The organism is Psychrobacter sp. 1U2 (assembly GCF_051847575.1).
The window spans coordinates 1-677 of the sequence record NZ_JBPYDC010001182.1; the positions used below are offsets into that span (position 1 = coordinate 1).

The following is a 677-nucleotide window of genomic DNA, read 5'->3' on the forward strand; positions in this document are numbered from 1 at the left end:
AGGTTGCAGGCCGACAACTTTAATCGCTGGGTTTTGTTCTTTAAGGTATTGCGATACGCCTGTAATGGTACCTGTAGTGCCCATTGAGCTGATAAAGTGGGTAATTTTGCCTTCGGTCTGCGCCCACAGTTCAGGGCCTGTCGTCAAATAATGTGCTTGCTTATTATCAATATTATTAAATTGATCAAGCACAACCCCCTGACCATCAGCTTGCATCTGTAATGCCAAATCACGTGCAGCCTCCATCCCTTCATCGACTTCGATTAAGGTTGCGCCATAAGCTTTCATGGCGTCTTTACGCTCTTGAGTTGAGTTTGTTGGCATTAACAAAGTCATCGGATAGCCACGCATCGCGGCAACCATGGCTAAGGCAATGCCCGTATTGCCGCTAGTTGCTTCAATCAAGGTGTCACCAGGCTGAATATCTCCGCGCTGTTCTGCTTGATAAATCATATTAAAAGCAGGGCGATCTTTTACAGAGCCTGCAGGATTATTACCTTCGAGCTTTGCCAGCAACGTCGCTCCATTGGTAATACTTTCTTCTACAGGCAAACGATGTAATTTTACGAGTGGCGTTTGGCCAACACAATCAGCAAGTTCGGTAACTTGATTGATAAAATTGGCGTTTGGCGTAGTGGTGGAGGACATAGGGCACCTTTGTCTATTTTGGAATAATA

At 45.3% G+C, this 677-nt stretch carries 1 protein-coding gene; it reads right to left on the bottom strand.

The annotated features are described in order from the left end of the window. On the bottom strand, positions 1-648 hold a 648-nt coding region (locus ACS8FD_RS21080), incomplete at its 3' end, for a pyridoxal-phosphate dependent enzyme (protein WP_439277303.1). Between the last annotated feature and the right edge of the window lie 29 nt (positions 649-677).